Here is a 16,236-nt window from a genome sequence, read left to right on the forward strand (position 1 = left end):
CTCGCGGGTCGCACAAATTTCCGTCGAAGCCACCGAGGTGGCCGCAGGAGCTTCGTTACCGACCATGAAAATCGATACGCTCGCAGTCGACTTTACCGACGAGCAGAAACGCTATCTCGAAGGCTTCACGACCGGTCTGCAGATCAGCCGGGTCGGACGCGGTCTTGGCGGCGGCGCCGGCAAGGCAAACGCGGAGCCGACCGGTCCCGATGCCGTGCATATCAAGGCACAGGACAAGGTCATCGCGTCAGGAAAGAAGCTCGCCGACCAGGAGAAGTTCAAGCGCGACGAGCACCCCTTCGACGCCTATCCGCGACTGCGCCAGCAAGCGCTCGACAACGCGCCGCCGAGCCCGGCGGACAATTTTCGCTGGCGCTATTACGGCATCTTCTATGTCGCGCCGACGCAGGACTCCTACATGAGCCGCCTGCGGATTCCGAACGGCATCATGAAGCACTGGCAGATGTCAGGGCTTGCCGATCTCGCCGAAGAGCTCTGCGGCCCCTACAGCCACGTCACGACGCGCGCCAACCTGCAGCTCCGCGAGATTCCGCCGAAGCACGCGATCAAGCTGCTCGAAGGCATTCAGGAACTCGGCCTGTGCTCGCGCGGCTCCGGCGCCGACAACATCCGCAACGTCACGGGCACGCCGACGGCGGGCATCGATCCGCAGGAAATCATCGACACGCGGCCCTATGCGCGCGAGTGGCATTACCACATCCTCAACGACCGCTCGCTCTACGGCCTGCCGCGCAAGTTCAACGTTGCCTTCGACGGCGCCGGCAGGATCGCCGTGCTGGAGGAGACCAACGACATCGCGTTTACGGCCTATGAGGTGAAGGACGGTTTCGGCGTCGAGCCCGGAATCTGGTTCCGGCTCGGCCTCGGCGGCATCACCGGCCACAAGGATTTTGCAAAGTATTCCGGCATCATCGTCAAGCCGGAGCAGGCGACCGCTGTTGCCGATGCCATCGTGCGCGTGTTCATCGACCATGGCGACCGCACCAACCGCAACAAGGCGCGGCTGAAATACGTGCTCGACGCGATGGGCCACGACGGCTTCCTCAAACTGGTCGAGGAACGGCTGAAGACGCCATTCGTGCGCGTGCCCGAAGAGGCGTTTCTCCCGCGCGCCGCAGCGGACCGCATGGCGCATGTCGGCGTGCACAAGCAGAAGCAGGACGGTCTCAACTGGCTCGGCGTGTCGCTGACGCTCGGCAAGCTCACCTGCGAGCAGATGCGGGGCCTTGCCAAGGTTTCGCGCGACCTCGGCGACGGCGAGATTCGGCTGACGGTCTGGCAGAACCTGCTGATTTCAGGAGTGCGCGACGAGAACGTCGAACTCGCCATCGCGGCCATCAAGCAGATCGGGCTCGCGGTCGAGGCCTCGCAAATCCGCGCGGGCCTGATCGCCTGCACCGGCAATGCCGGCTGTCGTTTTGCCGCGTCCAATACCAAGCGCCATGCCGCGGAGATCGGCGACTGGTGCGAACCGCGCGTTGCAATGGACAAGCCGGTCAACATCCACGTCACCGGCTGCCACCATTCCTGTGCGCAGCATTACATCAGCGACATCGGCCTGATCGGCGCGCGCGTGCCTGTCAACGAGGACGATACGGTCGAGGGTTATCACCTCTTCACCGGAGGCGGCTTCGGTCCCGACGCCGATGTCGGGCAGGAGGTCTATCACGACCTCAAGGCCGAGGACGCGCCGAAGACGGTCGAGGCACTGCTCAAGGCCTATATCGCCCATCGCGCGTCTCCCGACGAAACCTTCCTCTCCTTCGCGCGCCGCCATGACGGCGAAGCGCTGCGCAAGCTTGCCGATGCACAGGTGTCCGCATGAACCAGATCACCCCTCCGCCCAAGCTCGACATCATTCCCGCCAGCGCCCCGTTCTCCGATGCGCAGCGCTCCTGGCTGAACGGTTTCTTCGCAGGGCTGCTGTCGCCTGACGTCGCCGCGCCGCTGTCGGCGGAGCAGGGCGCTGCCGTCATGCAAGGCGGAGCCGGTGACGGTGACGACGGCGAAGCGCCTTGGCACGACCAGACCATGCCGATCACTGAGCGGATGAAGCTCGCCGAGGGCCGTCCCGTGCGCCGCAAGATGATGGCGGCGATGGCGCAGCAGGATTGCGGCCAGTGCGGCTACAATTGCCACGACTATTCGGAGGCGATCGCAGGCCGCAGCGAAGCGCGGCTCAATCTCTGCGTTCCCGGCGGCAAGGAAACCGCGCGGATGCTGAAGTCGCTGTACGAGGAGCTCGACAAGGCCCCGGCGGCCAAGGCAGGTGACAAGCCGGACGCTCCAGCGCCGGCGGTGACCGTCACGATCGCAGAGCCCGGCCGCTCGCGCGACAACCCTGTTACCGCGACCTTCCTGTCGCGCCGCCTGCTCAACAAGGGCAAATCGGAGAAGGAAACCTATCACGTCGAGTTCGATCTTTCCGAGAGCAGGCTCGACTACGTCGTCGGCGACTCTTTTGGCGTGTTCGCGCGCAACGATGTCGGCCTCGTCGACCAGATCATCGCGCTGCTCGGCGCCTCCCACACCACCAAGGTCAACGGCAAGACGCTGCGCGAGGTGCTGATCGACGACGTCTCGCTGTCGCCGGCACCCGACACGCTGTTCGAGTTGATCTCCTTCATCACCGGCGGCGGGGCGCGCGAGAAGGCGCGGGCGCTGGCACAGGGGGAGGATCCCGATGGCGATGCCGCAACTCTCGACGTGATGGCGGCGCTGCAGAAGTTTTCCGGCACGCGACCGCACCCGGAGGCCTTCGTCGAGGCGCTGGAGCCGCTCCAGCCGCGGCTCTATTCGATCTCCTCCTCGCACAATGCAACGCCCGGAAAGCTGTCGCTGACGGTCGATTCCGTGCGCTACGTCGTCGGCAAGCGCAGGCGTCTCGGCGTCGCCTCGACCTTCCTCGGCGAGCGCATCAATGAGGGCGAGAATCTCAAGGTCTATGTGCAGAAGGCGCACGCCTTCGGCCTGCCGCGAGACCCGAAGACGCCAATCATTATGATCGGTCCCGGCACCGGCATCGCGCCGTTCCGCGCCTTCCTGCTCGACCGCAAGGCGACCGGCGCACCCGGCAAGAACTGGCTGTTCTTTGGTCATCAGCGCAGCGATTGCGACTTCTTCTACCAGGAGGAGCTCAACGCGATGAAGACCTCGGGCCTGCTCACGCGCATGTCGCTGGCCTGGTCGCGCGACGGCGAGAAGAAGTTCTACGTACAGGACCGCATGCGTGAGGTCGGCCGCGAGGTCTGGACCTGGCTCGCCGAAGGCGCGCATCTCTACATCTGCGGCGATGCCAAGCGCATGGCCAAGGACGTCGAGCGCGCGCTGGTCGACATCGTCGCCCAGTTCGGCGCACGTTCGACCGATGAGGCCGTCAGTTTCGTCGCCGAACTCAAGAAGAGCGGCCGTTTCCAGGCTGACGTGTACTGAGGACTGTCACTCCACCATCATCCGAGCCGGTTCCAACTGGCTCGGATTTGAACGAATAAGATTCTCGGAACCCTCGTTTCGGAAGAATTTGGACCTGCAATCGGGCCCTTCCGAAGAACCATTATCGCTATTTGCGCGACTGTCTTGCCTCCCGCCCTGGTTGATCCTTCATAATCGCGCAAATGGGGCGTTGGAGATCGACCATGCGCGAACTATCGGCGGAAGCCAGACTGCACTTTTACGCGCGCTCGCTCTCGCGGCAGACCCGGGCGAACGCCCATCATCTGGCGCTCTACAGCGCGTTTGCGGTGATCGCGGCCATCGTGTTCGGCACGCTATCGGTGCATCCGTTCTGACGGTCTCGTAGGGTGGGCAAAGCGAAGCGTGCCCACCGCTTGTCTCAATCATGCGAAGATGGTGGGCACGGCGCGCTGCGCCTTTGCCTACCCTACGGCACCTCTCGTGCCTCAAGCCCCGCGCTTGAACGGCGCGACCTCGATCCCCGCAGCCTTCAACGCCTGACGCAAGCCGCGCGCTATGTCGACCGCGCCGGGCGTATCGCCGTGGATGCAGACCGTGTCGGTGCGCATCTTGATCACCTTGCCGGTGACCGAGACCACCGCGCCGTCCTGCACCATGCGCACCACGCGGTCGGCGATCGCCTTGGCATCGTGCAGCACCGCGCCGGGCTTCTTGCGCGAGACGAGATTGCCGTCGTCCTCATAGGCGCGGTCGGCGAATACCTCGTGGACCATGGGCAGGTTGGCCGCTTCGCCCGCCTGCACCAGCTTCGAATTGGCGAGCACGACGAAGATCAGGCTGGGATCGACCGCCTTGATGCCGGCGGCGATCGCCTTTGCCGTCATGTCGTCCTCGCAGGCGACGTTGGAGAGCGCACCATGCGCTTTCACATGGGTGACCTTGTGGCCGGCTGCGGTGGCGATCGCCTGAAGCGCGCCGATCTGGTAGGCGACGAGGTTCTCGATCTCGGAGGCTTTCAGCCCCGCGATCGGATGCCGGCCGAAGCCGTGCAGGTCGCGGTAGCCGGGATGTGCGCCGACCGAGACGCCGCGCGCCTTTGCAAGCTCCACCGTCCTTCGCATGATGTCGGGATCGCCGGCATGGAAGCCGCAGGCGACATTGACCGAGCTTGCGAGCTCAATCATTGCGGCGTCGTTGCCCATCTCCCACGCGCCAAAACCTTCGCCGAGGTCGCAATTGAGGTCGACTGTCTTCATGGGTGCTCTCCGCCTCTGGTCTTGTTGTTGCGTTTATGGCTCCGCGGTGACCTGCCAGGTCCCGGCGTCGACGGCGCTCACCGCATAGCCTGCAACGTTGGCATCGCTGAGCGCCTCGATGTTGAGCGCGACGGTGTCGGCAGAACGCAGCCGATCGGGCAGGGCCCGGATCAGTTGCGCGAATTTCTTTGCCTCGTCCTGCGCCTCGGCCATGCCGACCGCCTCGAAGCGAAACGCCGTTCCCGCCGAGGTCTGCGCGAGACGGCCGACATCGGCCGTGATGACAGTTGCGATCTTGGGATAGCCCCCGGAGGTACCGCGATCCATCATTAGCGCGATCGGCGAACCGTTGCCGGGGACCTGGATGCTGCCGTTGACCGTGCCGTCGGAAACGATGTTGTGGCCGTGCAGATGCTTGATGGCGGGGCCCTCAAGCCGATAACCCATGCGGTCGGACGTTGCCGAGATCTTCCACTCGCTGTCCAGGAAGAGTGCCTTGTTGGCATCGTCGAACTCGTCGTCCTGCGGCCCCAGCAGCACACGGATCGGGCCGCTCGCGGGCTTCGGCAGCTCGATCCGCAGTTCCGGTGCGCCGCTCGCCGCATCAACGTTGAACTCGTCGCCGGCCTGGAGCGGGCGCGGGTAGGGGCTGCCGAGGCCCGCGCGCGCATTGACCGCGAGACTGCCGAATACCGGCTCGCCCTTGATGGCGCCTTCGATGGCGAGATAGGTGAAGGCGCCGCCGCGGGCAAAGCCCAGCGTCAGCGTCTCGCCGTCCTTCAGCGTCACTGACGTGTCCATGGCGAGGGGGCTTCCGGCAACGTCAGCGTTACGCGGCGCGCCCGAGATCGCGACGCGTACGGCGCCGTCACGCGCGGTAAAGGAGGCGCCGAACGGCCCGATCTCGACGGCGGCCGCGAACGGCTCGTTGCCGACCAGCGTGTTCGCTGCAGCCAGCGACAACCGGTCCATCGCCCCGCTCACGGTCAGGCCATAGCGCTGCGCGCCATGGCGGCCGCCGTCCTGGACGGAGCTGGCAGGGCCGATGCTGGCGACGACGAGCCGGCTCATGCGTTCACCTGCTCGGCAACGATCTCGCCGGCTTCCGCCGCGCGGTCCAATTCGTCGAACCTCTTGTGGTCGATGGCGAAGAACGTCACGCGGTCACCGGGCTCGGTAAGGAAGGTCGGATTGCGGTGGAGCTGATAGGTTCGCACAGGCGTGCGGCCGAGCAGGTGCCAGCCGCTTGGCGCGGCCAGGCATTGGATGCCCGCCTGGATGCCGCCGATCGAGATGGTGCCGGCGGGCGTCAGCAGCCGCGGATTTTGCCGCCGCGACATGTGCAGCGATTTGTCGAGACCGCTGAGATAGGACCAGCCCGGCGTGAAGCCGATCATGGCAACCTTGTAGTCGCCGCCGGCATGGCGGGCGACGATGTCGTCTGGCGTGGTGCCGAGTGCCTTGGCGACATCCTCGAGATCGATGCCGTGCTCGCCGCCATAGGCGACGGGAATGCGCCAGCGGCGAGCCTTGGTCACCGGCGGCAGCGGCCGGGTGGCGAGCGCGAGCAGCTTGTCGCCGAGCGCGTCGAAGCCGATCTTGCTGGGATCGTAGTGCACCAGCAGCGAGCGATAGGTCGGCACGGTCTCAGTGATGCCGTCGATGGGGCTCGCAGCGAGCGCCTTGTCGAGCGCCAGCACGCGCTGGTTGGCGACGTCATCGATCGTGCGGCTGAACTCGACAGTGACGGCGCTGTCGCCACTGGGCAGAAGGCGGGGCGGGGGAAGCGTCGCGGCCATGAGCTGTCGAAGAGCTGTCGAAATCGGGCTTCTGAGGAATGCGGCCCCCGACGTGAGGGTTCCGCTTCGTCCTGCTTCGCGTAAATGCGGCCGCAAGTCCAATAAATTAATGCAAGTGGGCGCGATAAGACCTTGTTATCGCGTCGCATAACGGCTCAGCCGCCCTGCGTTATTGATGGCCTCTTGGCCCTTGACGCAAGAGCTGCGGCTCGCAAGATGCGCGCGTTCTTTCCCGCACCTCGGAGCTCGTTGTCGTCCATGTCGCTGTCCCCCGAAGCCCGCAAGACCCTCGCCGGCATCACCACCGCCACCATCACCACGGTCCTGCTGAAGAAGGGCCTGCGCAATGTGTGGATGCGGGGCGCGCGGCCGCTGCGCCCGGGCCTGCCGCGCCTGGTGGGACCGGCCTTCACGCTGCGCTTCGTGCCGGCGCGCGAGGATCTGGCGACGCCGGAATCCTGGTCGTCGCCGATCTCGACCCGTACCGCGATCGAGGCGATGCCGGAGGGATGCATCGCCGTGGTCGATGCCATGGGCATCACCGACGCCGGCATCTTCGGCGACATTCTCTGCGCCCGCATGATGAAGCGCGGCGTCACCGCGCTCGTCACTGACGGTGTCGTGCGTGACGTCGAGGGCGTGCTCGGCACCAATTTGCCGGTGTGGTGCGACGGCTATGCCGCGCCGCCCTCCGTGGCCGGCCTGACCTTCGTTGGCTGGGGCGAGCCGATCGGCTGCGGCGGGGTCGCTGTTTTCCCGAACGACATCGTGGTCGCCGACCAGGACGGCTGCGTGCTGATCCCGCAGGCGATGCTCGATCACGTCCTCAACGAGGGCGTCGAGCAGGAGCGGATGGAAGCCTGGATCGTCAACGAGGTGAACAACGGCGCGGTCTTGCCGGGGCTCTATCCCATGAACGCCGAGACCAAGGCGCGCTACGCCGCCAGCAAGAAGTAACAGGAGCGAGGACCCCATGGAGATCACTGTTGCAGGCACGCGGCCGACCCGCCGCGCGCCCAAGGAAAACTTCACCGGCACCGTGTGGCAGGACCCGGTCATCATGGCGCCCGCGCCGGCGCGGCTGAACTGCTCGCGCGTTGCCTTCGAGCCGGGCGCGCGCACCAACTGGCATCACCATCCGCTCGGGCAGACGCTCTACGTCATCTCCGGCGTCGGGCGGGTGCAGACCAAGGGCGGCCCCGTCAGGGACATCCGTCCCGGGGACACCGTCTGGATTCCGCCGGGCGAATTGCACTGGCACGGGGCCTCGCCGACCAACGGCATGTGCCACATCGCCATGCAGGAAGCGCTCGACGGCGTCTACTCGACCTGGCTGGAGCCGGTGACGGACGCGGAGTATGGGGCGGCGTTGGGCTAAGAAAGCCTTGTGCGTGTATCCCGGATTTGCGCAGCAACGCTGGCGCGTTGCAGCGCGTCCGGGACACGGCAAACCTACATCCGCTCCGCCGTCCAGGTGCCCTTGCACAGCGCGCCGCGCCAGGTGCCGGAGCCCGAGGTGCCGCTGAGCCGGCCGAAGCCTACGGCACGCTTGATACCGGTGCTCAGGGTGACGTTGATGCTGCCGGCATCGGCCACGCGGCCCGACGCCGACACGGCCGCGCTGCTCGAGGCGATCTGGCCGTTGTTGATGCCGATCGCAACGTTCGCGCCGTTGCCGCAGGTCTCGCTCGCTGACGAGATGCGAACATTCCAGGTGCCGTCGAAAGTGCTTGTCGCCGCATCAGCCTGTGCGAGCGGGAAGGCGATGGCGACGATGGTGGCGAAGAGACCCTTGCGAAATCCGTTCATGACACGCCCCTGTGGGTTGACCATGCGGGGACGGTGACATGCCTGTGGAACCGGCGATGTGAGGGCTGTCACGTGCGCGCGAGGCTGTGTGACGTTGCGCACCTCGCCACGGCACGCGCACAAAAGCAAAGGGGCCCGCATGACGGGCCCCTTGTCTCTCCCGGAACGACAGCCGGCCTCAGTTCACCCGCGTCCAGGTCTGGCCGCCGCAGAACATGCCGCCGAAGGCGCAGCCCTGCACGCGCAGCCGGTCCGTGCCCTTCATCGCGATGGTCGAATCGTAGGTCGAGCCCGAGTTGGGGTCGAGGATACGGCCTGACCATTTCTGGTCCTTGCCGGGCTTCATGTTGATCAGCACCTGCTCGCCGTTCTGGTTCGATTTGGAATCGACCGAATAGCCGCAGAGATTGCTGCCACATTGCTCGATGCGGACCTTGCCCTCCTTCTCCTCGGTGAGCCAGACGCCGAGTGGCGAGCTGAGATCGCGAGTGGCTGCGGCCGGAGCCGACGTGGCTGCGGCAGCCTGAACGGGAGCGGGAGCGGGCGCCGCGGCAGGTGGTGGAGGCGGTGCCGGTGGCGCTGCAGCCACGGTCGGCGCGGGCGGAGGCGCCACGGCGGGGGCTGCCTGCTGCTGCGGCGCAGGGGCGGATGGCGGCGCAGGCGGCGGCAGCACGGCCGTATCGGCCGGTGCGGTGGCGGCAGTAGTTGCCGGCGGCGCCGGCGGTGGCGGTGGCGGTGCAGGAGCCGGTGCTACGGCCGCAGCTGCAGGCGTCTGCGCGGTGGCGGGCGGCGCGGCAGGAGCTGGAGCTGGTGCCGCCAGCGCTTGCGGATCGACCGTCGCCTGCTGCGGCGCTTGCTCATTCTTCTTGGCTTTCTTGGCCTTGCCCTGGCCGGTGTTGTCGTACACGCCGGGAATCTGCACCGTGCCGCGGTCCGGATCGATCCGGATGGTGCGCCCGCCATATTCGAACGTGTACTGTGCTTGAGCAGCTGTACTCGCCAAAAGGAATGCGGCCGCGGCCAACAGCTTCCTCATTTCCATCTCCTGAGCAGATAGTCCCCGGACCGACGCTTACGCCCCGGCTTGATCCTCAAACGTGATCTAGATCACTGTTCTCGGTATGAGTCGTGCTCACGCCGGCCTTGGTTCAATAACGCCGAACTCTGCCTGGAGTTGGGCGGGCGATGCCCCCCGTCCGCGCCTGATCCGCGAGAATTCAGCGCGCCCCGCCTATTTCCGCGGACAACCCGCATTGGCCGCCTGTTGGGCGCGGGCAAGCGCTACGTCGTTCGCCTTGTCGGCATGAACATCGACGGAACCGACGAGGCAGGCCTTTGCGCCGCTGATCGCGAACACGGAGAGCTCCTGCAGCTCCTTTTCATCCTCGCCGACCCGTCGCCACGTGCGGATTACCGCGGCCCTCGGTACGCCGGCACGCATGATCCACTGCACCTTATCGCCAAACGATTTGCGGGCACCGCGCCATTGCGCAGTCGGCCCGGACACTTTCTCGATTGCGCTCCGAGGCGCAATCGTGACCGATACGATGTTGCCTTCGTCGGCAAAGCTCACCACGTAACCGGCCGGCCCAGGGCAGGTCCACACACCAAGCTCGTCTGTCGACTCGTCCTTGCAGGCCGGCCCGGTCGCCGGTGTGAACTTCGACTGTGCGAGCGCACCGTGGACGCCGCTGATCCCGAGCACAATTGCGACCACCAGTTCCCTTCGCATGTCAGTCGAACCACGTTGCGTAGATCTTCTTGTAGCTACCATCTTCCATGGAAATGTGCAGCCATTGGTCGACGAAGGCCTTCAGCGCCATGTCGCGCTGGAGCCAATAGGCCTTCTCCGAGAAGTCGAACGGCTTTTCGGGATGCACCGCGCAGAGCACGCCTGCGTGCTGCTTCTGCTGGTAGCGTGTCTCGGAAGCGTCCGTCATCATCAAATCGGCATTGCCCTTGGCGATCTCGTCGAAGATCATCGTGTTGTCGGGAAAGACGGTGATCTCGGCATCGCGGATGTTGGCGCGCGCGAAGCGCTCGTTGGTGCCGCCGGGATTGACGATCACGCGGGTGCCCTTCTTATCGATGTCGGCGATGCTCTGGTACTTGCCGACGTCGGCGCAGCGGGCGATCGGCGTCTTGCCCTCGCGCATGATCGGCGTGGAGAAGAAGCCCTTCTTCTGCCGGTCGAGCGTGACCGAGACGCCGCCCATCGCGATGTCGAACTGGTCGGCCTCGAAATCCTGCATCAGCTTCGGCCAGCCCGTCGGGACGAATTCGACCTTGACCCCGAGCGCCTTGCCGAGCGCCTGCGCCATGTCGACATCGAATCCGCTGAACTGCTGCGTCGGCTTGTCCAGATAGGTGAACGGCTTGTAGTCGCCGGTCATACCGACGCGCAACGTGCCGCGCTTGACGATCTCGTCGAGGCGTGAGGGCGTCTGCTGCGCCTGCGCCGAAAGGCTTGCCAACAGCGCCATGGCCAAAGCGGTTACGATTCGAACGATCATCTTCTCCACCCCTGCGCGAGCTGTCATTGTGCGGCTCTTGAGGTTGGGTTTAGATCAGATGCCCGTCGCTGACGAGGCGGAAATCGAAGGGAAATTTGAAATGACGATCTCGATGCACGAGGCCTCGGTCGGCCTGTTCGTGCCTTACCTGCGCAACTTGTCTGTCCTGCTCGACAAAGGTGTGGCCTATGCCGAGACCCGCAAGTTCAATCCGACGGTTTTGCTCGGTATGCGCATTGCGCCGGACATGTACGATCTGGCGCAGCAGGTCGGTGAGGCCTGCCGCCACGCCACCGTTGCGGCGGCCTTGCTGGCGCAGCGCGAGCCGGTGGCGATGCCGGTGCTCGAGCACGACATGGCCGGGCTTCAGGCCCGCATCGCGACGTCGATCGAGTTCATCGAGAGCTTGTCGCGCGCAGAGATCGACGCGGCGGCGGAGCGGAATGTCTTCTTCAAGCTGAAGAACGGGACCGAGCTGCCCTTCACCGGGCGGACGCTGCTGCTGACGTTCAGCGTCCCGCAGTTCTTCTTTCACGTGACGACGGCCTACGACCTGTTGCGGCACGCCGGCGTCGAGCTGGTGAAGCGGGACTTTCTCGGCCCGCGCGAGCGCTAGAGCATGATCCGGACCCGAAAGGCCGCGTTAGCGCAAGGTGCGAAGCGGCTTTTCGGGGAGATCATGCTCAGACGATATCTGATCGCGCTTTAGGCTTCGCCCTTGCGCTCGTAATCGGCGAGCGAGCTGCGGCCGGCGATCTCGCTGCGCAGCTCTTCGAAGCGGCGCTGGGCCTCGTCCTCCTGCTCGTCGACGAAGCGCACGGCGGCCTCGCTCGTCATCGGGCCGTTGACCACGGGCGCGGACTGCTCGCCGATGGTCTCGTGGACGTAGAATTGGCCGTCATCGCCGCGATGCACCGTCCATTTGAGGCGGATCGCGACCATCGGGCCGGGGCCGACCTTGCTGTAGCCGTCGGCATCGGTGTGCTCCGGCACCAGCGGTTGCTCTTCGACGACCGGATGCTCTTCGACTGACGGATGCTCCTCGATCGACGGATGCTCGTCGAGCACTGGATGTTCGTCGACGATCTGCTGCTCGTGGGAGTCCTTGTGATCGCGCTCGCCGGCGACCACGATTTCGGTCTCGGTCTTGCGAATGACGAGAACGGGCTCGGGATTCTCCAGGATGCTGGCAATGGTCGCCAGCGTTTGGTCGGTCGGATCGATCTCTGACAAGGGGCATCCTCCAGCTCGACACGGGCGGCCAGTCTGTCCCGCTACCGCCGTGCTTCCGCCTCCATTACGCGCGTTTGATTAAGGCTGAGTTGGGGCCCGATCTGCACCAAAATGGGACGCTTTCTGGCGTCCCGAAGGCGGGTGGACCGGACGGGCGCGTGATTTCGCTCAGCCCAGCACATCTTGATTGATGACGTTCTGCCTGATCGGATCGCCGTCGAGCACACTCAGGATGTTGCGCGCGGTCTGCTCGCTCATGCGCTGGACCGCCTCGACCGTGACGCCGGCGACATGCGGGGCAATGATGACGTTGGGCAGCGCGAACAGCGCGTTGCTGACCGGCGGCGGCTCCACCTCGAACACGTCGATCCCGGCGCCGGCCAGCTTGCCGGAGACCAGGGCGTCGTAAAGCGCGGCTTCCTTCACGATGCCGCCGCGCGCCGTGTTGATGAGATAGGATTTCGGCTTCATCCGACCGATCCGCGCCGCATCGAACAGGCCCACGGTTTGGGGCGTCTTCGGGCAGTGGATGGTGACGAAATCGGCCTGGGGCAGTGCGGCGTCGAGGTCGGCGACCGGCTCGCAACCGGCTGCCTTGATCTCGGAGGCAGGCTTGTAGGGATCGTAGACCTGCACGTTCATTTCCATCGCGAGGCACCGCTTGGCGGTACGGCTGCCGATGCGGCCGAAGCCGATGACCAGCACGGTCTTGCCGTAGAGATCGAACGGCAGCATGCCGAGCCGGTCGGCCCATTTGCCGTCCCTGACGCAGGCGTGCAGCTCCTGCGCGCGCTTGGCGAGCGTCAGCATCATGAACAGCGCCGCTTCTGCGACCGAAGGAGAGTTTGCACTGCCGGCCACCATCAGCGGCACCTTGCGGCGGGAGAGGGCGGGCACGTCGACGGCGTCATAGCCGACGCCGATGCGGGTCACCACCTGCATGCCGCGGGACGCCTCGAGCTCGGTCTCGCCGAAGGCGGTGGCGCCAAGTGCCACGCCGTGGACCGGCGCATGGCTCTTCAGCAACGCCTCGAAATCCCCGGCCGAGATCAGGTTCGGAAACTCGACGAGTTCGATATCATCGCGCTGGGTGAGGAGGGCGCGTGCCCCTTGCGACAAAGTTTGCGTAACGAAAATCTTCTTCTTGTTGGTCGCCATCGTCCCCTGCCTGCGCGAGTTTCTTGTCCGGTCGTCATAACACGGCGCCGGACGCCTCGTTTAGCAGGTGCATATTGTTGAGGTCCATCGCCAAACGCATGGGTGCCCCGTCCTTGGCGCCGGCATTGGGGTTGACGCGGCCACAGATCGGTGTGCCCTCGAGCCCGAAATAAACGAACGTTTCCATCCCCATCGGCTCGGTGACGTCGAGTACGGTTTCGAAAGTCTCGACGCCGGGCTCCAGATGCGCATGCGCCTCCGACAGATGCTCGGGCCGAAGGCCGAGCAGCAGCTTCTCCGTGCGCGGCAGCGCATTGTAGCGCGCGGCACGGGCCGGCGGCAGCGGGAAAGCGATCCGGTCGGTCAGGCGGATCTGAAGCGTGCCGCCGACATCCTCGAGCCGACACGGAATGAAGTTCATCGCGGGCGAGCCGATGAAGCCGGCGACGAAGCGCGTGGCCGGCTTGTGGTAGAGTTCGTTCGGCGTGCCGATCTGCTCGATCCGGCCCTTGTTCATGACAACGACGCGGTCGGCCAGCGTCATCGCCTCGACCTGGTCGTGGGTGACGTAGACGGTGGTGGTGCGCACCTTCTGGTGCACCTTCTTGATCTCGATCCGCATCTGCACGCGGAGTTTCGCGTCAAGATTGGACAGCGGCTCGTCGAACAGGAAGACCTTCGGATTGCGCACGATGGCCCGGCCCATCGCGACGCGCTGGCGCTGGCCGCCCGAGAGCTGCTTCGGCTTGCGGTCGATCAGATCGGTGATGTCGAGGAGGCGAGCAGCCTCCGTTACCCGCGCCTTGATCTCGGCCTTGGGATAGTGCTTCAGGCGCAGCCCGAACGACATGTTCTCCGCGACCGTCATGTGCGGGTAGAGCGCGTAGTTCTGGAACACCATCGCGATGTCGCGGTCCTTCGGCGGCACGTCGTTGACGACGTCGCCGCCGATCATGATGTCGCCGTCGCTGATGTCTTCGAGTCCCGCGATCATGCGCAGCGTCGTCGACTTGCCGCAGCCGGAGGGGCCGACCAGCACGATGAATTCATGGTCTGCGATGTCGAGATCGATGCCTCGCACGGCTTCGACATCGTCGTAACGCTTGACAACCTTCCGCAAAGCAACGTCAGCCATGAGACATCAACCCTTTGTCGCACCGGCGGTCAGGCCGGCAATGTAGTAGTCCATCAGGAACGCGTAGATGATCAGCGGCGGCGCGGCGCCGAGCAGCGCGCCGGTCATGATCTGCCCCCAGTTGAAGACGTCGCCCTTGATCAGCGTGGTGGTGATACCGACCGGCAGGACGAGCTGATCCACCGACGTCGTGAACACCAGGGGATAGAGGAACTGGGCCCAGGAGACGGTGAAGGCGAAGATGGTCGCCGCGATCAGCCCGGGCAGCGCCACGGGAATGAAGATTCGCGTCAGCGTCTGCAGCCAGGAGGCGCCGTCGATGAGGGCGGCCTCATCGAGCTCCTTGGGGATCGAGGCGAAATAGCCGATCATGATCCAGGTGCAGAACGGCACGGTCAGCGTCGGATAGATGAACAGCAGAACGTACCATCTGTTCAGCAGCGTGATGCCGGTCAGGTCCTGGACCATGGCCAGCATCTTGAACAGCGGAATGAACAACAGGCTGTCGGGAACCAGGTAGGTGAGGAATACGCCGGTCGCGAGCGTGGTGGAGCCCCAGAACTTCATCCTGGCCAGCGCGAACGCCGCGGGAATGCTGATCAGCATCGTGACCATCACGACCACGATGGAGACGATGGCGGAGTTCCAGAAGAAGCGCAAGAACTGGTTCGAGGTCAAAAGCTCGACGTAGTTCGACAGGGTAGGGTGAAACACCCACCACGGATTGGTCGCCGCCGAGATCTCCGCGCTGCTCTTCAGCGAGGTGATCAGCATGTAGATCGGCGGGGTGAGCGAGAAGATCGCAAACAGCACCAGGAAGAAGTAGGACCAGCGTAGCGCCCAGGTGCGATCCCGGCTCATGCTGCGGTACTTGACCTTGCGCGTGGGACCGCCCTTGTCGATTGCAATCGTGCTCATCAGGCTTCGTTCCCACGTTTGTTGACATCGCGCAGAATGAAGATCGCCGCGACGGCGAGGATCGGCACCATGAACAGCGAGACGCAGGCGCCGAGCGGAATGTCGCTGCTCTGGATTCCGACCTGGAACGCCCAGGTGGCGAAGATATGCGTGGAGTCCAGTGGGCCGCCCGAGGTCAGGATGCGCACGATGTCGAAATTGGCGAAGGTCACGATCAGCGAGAACAGCGTCGTGATGGCGATGATGTTGCGCATCATCGGCAGGGTCACGTACCAGATCCGCTGCCACCAATTGGCGCCGTCGATGGCGGCCGCCTCGTAGAGCTGGTCCGGCACCGATTTCAACGCTGCCAGGTACATGATCATGAAGAAGGGTGCGCCGTACCAGACGTTGACGAGGATGACGGAAAAGCGTGCCCAGAAGGTGTCGCCGAGCCAGGGGATCGGGCCGATGCCGAAGAACGAGAGCGTGTAGTTGAAGGCGCTATAGGACGGGTCGAACAGCCACAGCCAGGCCAGCGTGCTCATTGCGGGAGGGATCACCCACGGCACCAGCAGCATGCCGCGCCATTTGCGCTGGCCCTTGGCCGGAAGGTTGTGGACGAAATGAGCGACGATGAAGCCGAGCAGCGCCTTGAAGAACACGGCGGTGATGGCGAAGATGCAGGACTGCCTCACCACCATCCAGAACGTGTCACGCTTGAACAGGAACGTGAAGTTGGCGAAGCCGACGAACTTTTGCATCGACTTGTTCAGCGTCGCCAGATGCACTGAGTAGAAGGCGGGATACAGCACCAATAGCGCGATCAGGAGAATCAGGGGCAGCGTCAGGAAGAACGCCACCGTCGACTTCCGTCTGAGCGCATTGTGCAAGCTGGTGCGTTTGCGCGGGCTCGCGGCGCGTACGGAGCGAGCTTGCTCAACGACGACATCGGCCATGCTTGGACTTTCCTACGGAAGGTTCAATGGAAGCCGGCCATG

General features: G+C 64.8%; 18 protein-coding genes. 6 read left to right on the forward strand and 12 right to left on the reverse strand.

Going from position 1 to position 16,236, the window contains the following annotated elements; genetic code table 11:
- The first annotated feature begins 64 nt into the window (after positions 1–64).
- The 3 genes from RX330_RS19385 (at position 65) to RX330_RS19395 (ending at position 3,809) form a co-directional block, all read left to right on the forward strand.
- Positions 65–1,846 carry a NirA family protein gene (locus RX330_RS19385; RefSeq protein WP_317239449.1) on the forward strand — a complete coding sequence of 594 codons (1,782 nt, stop codon included), beginning with the start codon at positions 65–67 and terminating at the stop codon, positions 1,844–1,846.
- Complete coding sequence (locus RX330_RS19390; RefSeq protein ID WP_212084976.1) at positions 1,843–3,453, forward strand: sulfite reductase subunit alpha; 1,611 nt, start codon at positions 1,843–1,845, stop codon at positions 3,451–3,453. The genes RX330_RS19385 and RX330_RS19390 overlap by 4 nt, the downstream gene beginning before the upstream one ends.
- A gap of 203 nt (positions 3,454–3,656) precedes the next feature.
- Positions 3,657–3,809 (forward strand): hypothetical protein, encoded by a 153-nt coding sequence (locus tag RX330_RS19395; protein ID WP_035677849.1) that lies wholly within the window; start codon positions 3,657–3,659, stop codon positions 3,807–3,809.
- A gap of 111 nt (positions 3,810–3,920) precedes the next feature.
- Here the strand turns inward: RX330_RS19395 and RX330_RS19400 are convergent, their stop codons facing one another.
- Genes RX330_RS19400 through pxpB form a run of 3 tightly spaced genes read right to left on the reverse strand, consistent with a single transcriptional unit; the run spans position 3,921 to position 6,490 of the window.
- Positions 3,921–4,691 carry a LamB/YcsF family protein gene (locus RX330_RS19400; RefSeq protein WP_317239450.1) on the reverse strand — a complete coding sequence of 257 codons (771 nt, stop codon included), beginning with the start codon at positions 4,689–4,691 and terminating at the stop codon, positions 3,921–3,923.
- 33 nt (positions 4,692–4,724) lie between these two features.
- Entirely contained in the window at positions 4,725–5,762 is a 1,038-nt protein-coding gene (locus RX330_RS19405; RefSeq protein WP_212084981.1) for a biotin-dependent carboxyltransferase family protein, read from the reverse strand.
- Positions 5,759–6,490: a 5-oxoprolinase subunit PxpB gene (gene pxpB / locus RX330_RS19410; RefSeq protein ID WP_317239451.1), complete on the reverse strand. Its 732-nt coding sequence runs from the start codon at positions 6,488–6,490 to the stop codon at positions 5,759–5,761. The genes RX330_RS19405 and pxpB overlap by 4 nt, the downstream gene beginning before the upstream one ends.
- 258 nt (positions 6,491–6,748) lie before the next feature.
- On the opposite strand from pxpB, the gene RX330_RS19415 reads away from it, so the two are divergent.
- Together RX330_RS19415 and RX330_RS19420 are read left to right on the forward strand one after the other, a co-directional pair.
- Positions 6,749–7,447, forward strand: a complete 699-nt coding sequence (locus RX330_RS19415; protein ID WP_011087336.1) for a ribonuclease activity regulator RraA — start codon at positions 6,749–6,751, stop codon at positions 7,445–7,447.
- A gap of 16 nt (positions 7,448–7,463) precedes the next feature.
- The gene (locus RX330_RS19420; RefSeq protein WP_317239452.1) at positions 7,464–7,868 is read left to right on the forward strand and encodes a cupin domain-containing protein; all 405 of its coding nucleotides are present in this window, start codon (positions 7,464–7,466) and stop codon (positions 7,866–7,868) included.
- A gap of 74 nt (positions 7,869–7,942) precedes the next feature.
- Here the strand turns inward: RX330_RS19420 and RX330_RS19425 are convergent, their stop codons facing one another.
- The 4 genes from RX330_RS19425 to RX330_RS19440 form a co-directional block, all read right to left on the reverse strand.
- Positions 7,943–8,299: a hypothetical protein gene (locus RX330_RS19425; RefSeq protein ID WP_317239453.1), complete on the reverse strand. Its 357-nt coding sequence runs from the start codon at positions 8,297–8,299 to the stop codon at positions 7,943–7,945.
- A gap of 178 nt (positions 8,300–8,477) precedes the next feature.
- On the reverse strand, positions 8,478–9,335 hold the full coding sequence (locus tag RX330_RS19430; RefSeq protein WP_317239454.1) for a DUF2147 domain-containing protein: 858 nt from the start codon (positions 9,333–9,335) through the stop codon (positions 8,478–8,480).
- Between the two features lie 195 nt (positions 9,336–9,530).
- Positions 9,531–10,031, reverse strand: coding sequence for a hypothetical protein (locus tag RX330_RS19435; protein ID WP_317239455.1), 501 nt, complete (start codon positions 10,029–10,031; stop codon positions 9,531–9,533).
- Between the two features lies 1 nt (position 10,032).
- Positions 10,033–10,812 (reverse strand): transporter substrate-binding domain-containing protein, encoded by a 780-nt coding sequence (locus RX330_RS19440; protein ID WP_317239456.1) that lies wholly within the window; start codon positions 10,810–10,812, stop codon positions 10,033–10,035.
- Positions 10,813–10,924: 112 nt separating this feature from the next.
- Between RX330_RS19440 and RX330_RS19445 the strand changes: the two genes are divergently transcribed.
- A complete protein-coding gene (locus RX330_RS19445; RefSeq protein WP_317243932.1) occupies positions 10,925–11,428 on the forward strand; it encodes a DUF1993 family protein in 504 nt (167 codons plus the stop codon).
- Between the two features lie 89 nt (positions 11,429–11,517).
- Here RX330_RS19445 and RX330_RS19450 read toward each other — a convergent pair whose 3' ends face one another.
- From RX330_RS19450 to RX330_RS19470, 5 genes are all read right to left on the reverse strand, one after another.
- Positions 11,518–12,045: a hypothetical protein gene (locus RX330_RS19450; RefSeq protein ID WP_317239457.1), complete on the reverse strand. Its 528-nt coding sequence runs from the start codon at positions 12,043–12,045 to the stop codon at positions 11,518–11,520.
- A gap of 168 nt (positions 12,046–12,213) precedes the next feature.
- On the reverse strand, positions 12,214–13,203 hold the full coding sequence (locus tag RX330_RS19455; protein WP_212085012.1) for a hydroxyacid dehydrogenase: 990 nt from the start codon (positions 13,201–13,203) through the stop codon (positions 12,214–12,216).
- A gap of 34 nt (positions 13,204–13,237) precedes the next feature.
- Positions 13,238–14,338 (reverse strand): ABC transporter ATP-binding protein, encoded by a 1,101-nt coding sequence (locus RX330_RS19460; RefSeq protein ID WP_317239458.1) that lies wholly within the window; start codon positions 14,336–14,338, stop codon positions 13,238–13,240.
- A 6-nt stretch (positions 14,339–14,344) separates the two neighbouring features.
- The gene (locus RX330_RS19465) at positions 14,345–15,256 is read right to left on the reverse strand and encodes a carbohydrate ABC transporter permease (protein WP_212085015.1); all 912 of its coding nucleotides are present in this window, start codon (positions 15,254–15,256) and stop codon (positions 14,345–14,347) included.
- Positions 15,256–16,194 carry a carbohydrate ABC transporter permease gene (locus RX330_RS19470; protein WP_212085017.1) on the reverse strand — a complete coding sequence of 313 codons (939 nt, stop codon included), beginning with the start codon at positions 16,192–16,194 and terminating at the stop codon, positions 15,256–15,258. The genes RX330_RS19465 and RX330_RS19470 overlap by 1 nt, the downstream gene beginning before the upstream one ends.
- Positions 16,195–16,236: the final 42 nt, after the last annotated feature.

The organism is Bradyrhizobium sp. NDS-1 (assembly GCF_032918005.1).
Lineage (GTDB): Bacteria > Pseudomonadota > Alphaproteobacteria > Rhizobiales > Xanthobacteraceae > Bradyrhizobium > Bradyrhizobium tunisiense.

Coding starts and splice junctions, on each gene's coding strand:
- RX330_RS19385 (WP_317239449.1), top strand. CDS start 65: ATGAAAATCGATACGCTCGCAGTCGACTTTACCGACGAGCAGAAACGC.
- RX330_RS19390 (WP_212084976.1), top strand. CDS start 1,843: ATGAACCAGATCACCCCTCCGCCCAAGCTCGACATCATTCCCGCCAGC.
- RX330_RS19395 (WP_035677849.1), top strand. CDS start 3,657: ATGCGCGAACTATCGGCGGAAGCCAGACTGCACTTTTACGCGCGCTCG.
- RX330_RS19400 (WP_317239450.1), bottom strand. CDS start 4,691: ATGAAGACAGTCGACCTCAATTGCGACCTCGGCGAAGGTTTTGGCGCG.
- RX330_RS19405 (WP_212084981.1), bottom strand. CDS start 5,762: ATGAGCCGGCTCGTCGTCGCCAGCATCGGCCCTGCCAGCTCCGTCCAG.
- pxpB (WP_317239451.1), bottom strand. CDS start 6,490: ATGGCCGCGACGCTTCCCCCGCCCCGCCTTCTGCCCAGTGGCGACAGC.
- RX330_RS19415 (WP_011087336.1), top strand. CDS start 6,749: ATGTCGCTGTCCCCCGAAGCCCGCAAGACCCTCGCCGGCATCACCACC.
- RX330_RS19420 (WP_317239452.1), top strand. CDS start 7,464: ATGGAGATCACTGTTGCAGGCACGCGGCCGACCCGCCGCGCGCCCAAG.
- RX330_RS19425 (WP_317239453.1), bottom strand. CDS start 8,299: ATGAACGGATTTCGCAAGGGTCTCTTCGCCACCATCGTCGCCATCGCC.
- RX330_RS19430 (WP_317239454.1), bottom strand. CDS start 9,335: ATGAGGAAGCTGTTGGCCGCGGCCGCATTCCTTTTGGCGAGTACAGCT.
- RX330_RS19435 (WP_317239455.1), bottom strand. CDS start 10,031: ATGCGAAGGGAACTGGTGGTCGCAATTGTGCTCGGGATCAGCGGCGTC.
- RX330_RS19440 (WP_317239456.1), bottom strand. CDS start 10,812: ATGATCGTTCGAATCGTAACCGCTTTGGCCATGGCGCTGTTGGCAAGC.
- RX330_RS19445 (WP_317243932.1), top strand. CDS start 10,925: ATGCACGAGGCCTCGGTCGGCCTGTTCGTGCCTTACCTGCGCAACTTG.
- RX330_RS19455 (WP_212085012.1), bottom strand. CDS start 13,203: ATGGCGACCAACAAGAAGAAGATTTTCGTTACGCAAACTTTGTCGCAA.
- RX330_RS19460 (WP_317239458.1), bottom strand. CDS start 14,338: ATGGCTGACGTTGCTTTGCGGAAGGTTGTCAAGCGTTACGACGATGTC.
- RX330_RS19465 (WP_212085015.1), bottom strand. CDS start 15,256: ATGAGCACGATTGCAATCGACAAGGGCGGTCCCACGCGCAAGGTCAAG.
- RX330_RS19470 (WP_212085017.1), bottom strand. CDS start 16,194: ATGGCCGATGTCGTCGTTGAGCAAGCTCGCTCCGTACGCGCCGCGAGC.